General features: G+C 57.9%; 6 protein-coding genes. 2 read left to right on the forward strand and 4 right to left on the reverse strand.

Annotated elements, in window-relative coordinates:
- From RMO15_RS27515 to RMO15_RS27530, 4 genes are all read right to left on the reverse strand, one after another.
- A partial coding sequence (locus RMO15_RS27515) for a hypothetical protein (protein WP_309720444.1) occupies window positions 1-331 on the reverse strand: 331 nt, incomplete at its 3' end.
- A gap of 355 nt (window positions 332-686) precedes the next feature.
- Entirely contained in the window at window positions 687-998 is a 312-nt protein-coding gene (locus tag RMO15_RS27520; RefSeq protein ID WP_309720447.1) for a metalloregulator ArsR/SmtB family transcription factor, read from the reverse strand.
- Between the two features lie 129 nt (window positions 999-1,127).
- The gene (locus tag RMO15_RS27525) at window positions 1,128-1,385 is read right to left on the reverse strand and encodes a hypothetical protein (RefSeq protein ID WP_309720450.1); all 258 of its coding nucleotides are present in this window, start codon (window positions 1,383-1,385) and stop codon (window positions 1,128-1,130) included.
- A 69-nt stretch (window positions 1,386-1,454) separates the two neighbouring features.
- Window positions 1,455-1,865, reverse strand: coding sequence for a hypothetical protein (locus tag RMO15_RS27530; protein WP_309720453.1), 411 nt, complete (start codon window positions 1,863-1,865; stop codon window positions 1,455-1,457).
- Between the two features lie 106 nt (window positions 1,866-1,971).
- Here RMO15_RS27530 and RMO15_RS27535 point away from each other — a divergent pair, with 106 nt between their 5' ends.
- Both RMO15_RS27535 and RMO15_RS27540 read left to right on the forward strand, forming a co-directional pair.
- Window positions 1,972-2,412: a metal-dependent transcriptional regulator gene (locus RMO15_RS27535; protein ID WP_309720455.1), complete on the forward strand. Its 441-nt coding sequence runs from the start codon at window positions 1,972-1,974 to the stop codon at window positions 2,410-2,412.
- A 118-nt stretch (window positions 2,413-2,530) separates the two neighbouring features.
- On the forward strand, window positions 2,531-3,103 hold a 573-nt coding region (locus RMO15_RS27540; RefSeq protein ID WP_309720459.1), incomplete at its 3' end, for a transporter.

Here is a 3,103-nt window from a genome sequence, read left to right on the forward strand (position 1 = left end):
CGATACTAGCCCCAAAGGGCATCAGCACTTCACGCCCGAACTCGGAGTAGGACAGCCCTACATACGGCGCAACGCGGCCCTTTTCCCCGCCAAGCTGCTTCTGCGCGGAGACAAAGTAGCTCATGCCATGAGGCGTCCCGATCCTATCACTGGAGAAGCCCGCGATGATCCCTGGGCGATTCTCATTCTCGGTTTGAATGAAGTAGTTTCCTACCGGATTGAGCTTCGCGTCGGGTGCATTGGCGTTGTACTCCACCCCGATCTGAAACTTGGCGGAGAGCCTCTGCGTCAGTGTGGTACGCCAGCGGGGGCGCTCTTGAACGGAGTCCACGTAGCGCTGTGCGAACTGAAACTTACCTTGAACGCCACTCGCACGGAGCGGCGACCCCTCACCGGGTCAGCCGGTTCACGGGGGAAGCGTGGAGCGCAGTTTGTCCTTGATGGACTGCCCGCCCGCCTCTTGCGCCCCTGCTGGTAGCGTAAGCAACGCCAGCATTCCTATAGCCATTGCTTCACGACGCATGGCTACGGTTTGGCTTTGGTTCGGCAGGAGCAGGTGCAGGCATCCGTACAGGTGCCTTGAGTGCAACACCCGTTAGCGGCGCAGCAGGTACTGTAATCGCTACAGCTGGTGCAACAGTTAGTCTTCGTCTTGGTTTCGGTGTTCATTTTTCTTTCCTTGTGTTTTATTTGCCGCTAATGAAAGCGGCGATGGCTCCGAGGGCGTCGGGCTTTACTTTGCAGTAGACAACCCGTCCGCGCTTCTCGGTCTCGATCAGACCCGCGTCGCGCAGCTCATTGAGGTGGTGCGTGAGCGTACTAGGAGCGCAGGGCACCTGGCAGCGAATTGCACAGATCGCCGTCCCGTCACAAGAGCCGCAGCACTGCCCCGAGTCCGTGCTGTAGCCACAGGTAGACCCACAGCAGCGGATGCAGTTGAAGACCGCGAGCCGTGTGGGATCGGAGAGTGCTTTGAAGATCGCGATAACGTCTGGCATTGCCTAATCCTTTCGATAACTGTCGAAGTTATATCGCGCCTTTCTGGATACTTCCACTTTTATCGAAAGATTTATCTTAGATAAGCAGAGCCGGGCCGAGCGATCATCTCACTCAGCCCGGCTCCTACACTACTTACCGTGTGGCTTTGTGCCCGTGTGTGGCTTCTTGGCATCGCAGCACTTGTTCTTGCTACAGCCGCAGGAGTCCTTGCAGGCTTTTTTCTTGGCATCGCAGCACTTGCCGTGTGGCTTGCAGCAGCCCTTCATCGCGCAGCAGGCTTTGCCGTCTTTGCAGCAGTTGCCGCCTGTGCAACAAGATGCGGCGAAAGCCGCAGGGGTGAGTGTGGCAAGGCAGGCTGCCACAAGAAAGAAGGTCGAACGTTTCATTGATTTTCTCCAAAAAAGAATCGGTGCGCCTCCGAGCATAAGAGCACAGGGCGCGAGACAACGATGGTTTTAGGAGAAAGTGGGTGGAGCCCGGGGAGAAGCTGGGGAAGGCGGTGGACCTCTGTACTGAGGAGTGCCCTCGTACACAACGGTAGGAGCGACCTCAAGGTACGCAGGGAGGGGCACGGCTAGCATAGTCGTCGGCAAAACAGCGATGCCCGTCACCGTTTCAGGGGTGAGTGCTCCAGGTAGTGGCGCATGACCGGGCGTCGTCTTGAGCTCGCAGCAGGAGCTGTTTGCGAGTTCAAACTCGCCTGAGGGAGCTTGTCGGATGGCGCAGCAGGACTTGGGATCGTCTTCCAAGACAATGGGCTGCATGGCCTGACCGGAGACGCGGCAGATAAGGCGAGCTTGAGTGGCGAGCGGGAAAGAGTTCACCGCTAGAAGCGCCACCAGGAAGATCGTAAGAAGCCGTCGCATGATCACTGTTTCATCTACCCAAAACCCACTGCGAAAAGTTCCCCGGAGTAGAAAAAGTGGCGAACCCCTGGAGTCAATGGTACTATTAACCCGAGTTAAATTAACCATGGTTAATACATTGCGCGAACGACATCTCGGTAAAGCGACGGGCGACACGCTCAAAGCGATCTATACGCTCCAAACGGAGAGAGCACCCGCAGCTCCCTCGGCGATTGCGGAGCGCACCGGGACATCGCGCGCTTTTGTTACCAAGATGCTTCAGGGGATGGAGCGCGACAGCCTAGTGGACTACACTCCCTACAAAGGAGCGCGTCTGACCGTGCAGGGGGAGCGTCTGGCTCGGGAGCTCTCACGCCACCACCGCCTTTTGGAGCGCTTCCTGACGGATATTCTCGGGTTCTCTCCTGAGGGAGCCCACAGGGAGGCGGAGCGGCTAGAGCACGTGATCTCCGAGGAGTTCGAGGAGCGTCTTGCGGCGTTTCTCAACCACCCGACCACTTGTCCACATGGCTCCCCCATCCCGGAGCCAGAGACAGGCACGAATTAAACAAAAACAGGCTCAGGTGTTAGAGCACCTAAGCCTGCAAAGAGGCGGATGCGCGGTACGCTCCTCCCCCGTCAGGGATATTGTACCGTGCCTCTGCCCCAAACAAAGAGAGGTATGCATGCGGAAAACGACAGGCGTGGTGGGCGTTCTCACTACGATAACGCTCTGGGGCAGTCTGGCTCAAGCACAGGAATCCCCGTCATCAAAAAGTCCGATTGTGACAGATCGGCCCGATTTTACGGAGTCTAACCAGCTGGTTATGCGCGGAGCCTTGCAGCTAGAGAGTGGCTTTACCCTCACCAATCAGCGTGGAGGAGGTCGCACGGCGGGACTGCCGGAGCTTCTCTTGCGCTACGGCGCTTCCTCAGGAGTCGAGTGGCGAGTTGGGGTGCCAGGCTTTGAGCGAGTTACGGCAAACGGAGTGCCTGCTCTGAGTGGCTTTGGAGATACCTATCTGGGCCTGAAGCTTCCGTTGCCTGCGCTGAAGAATGGGACCGAGCTTGCGCTGATTCCGGCGTTCTTTATCCCCAGTGGGAAAGCAGGCATCGAGAGCGAGGCAACCCAGCCCGAAGTGAAGCTGGTCTGGGCGCACGGACTTGCAAGGGAGAGGAGCCTGAGCGGAATGCTCTATGTCTCGGTTCCCCAAGAAGAAGGAAAGCGGCGGCAGCGTCTCCAGCATACTGTCTCTTAT

Origin of the sequence: Armatimonas sp., from assembly GCF_031410135.1 — a bacterium.
Classification (GTDB): Bacteria; Armatimonadota; Armatimonadia; order Armatimonadales; family Armatimonadaceae; genus Armatimonas.

Coding starts and splice junctions, on each gene's coding strand:
- RMO15_RS27520 (WP_309720447.1), bottom strand. CDS start 998: ATGCCAGACGTTATCGCGATCTTCAAAGCACTCTCCGATCCCACACGG.
- RMO15_RS27525 (WP_309720450.1), bottom strand. CDS start 1,385: ATGAAACGTTCGACCTTCTTTCTTGTGGCAGCCTGCCTTGCCACACTC.
- RMO15_RS27530 (WP_309720453.1), bottom strand. CDS start 1,865: ATGCGACGGCTTCTTACGATCTTCCTGGTGGCGCTTCTAGCGGTGAAC.
- RMO15_RS27535 (WP_309720455.1), top strand. CDS start 1,972: ATGGTTAATACATTGCGCGAACGACATCTCGGTAAAGCGACGGGCGAC.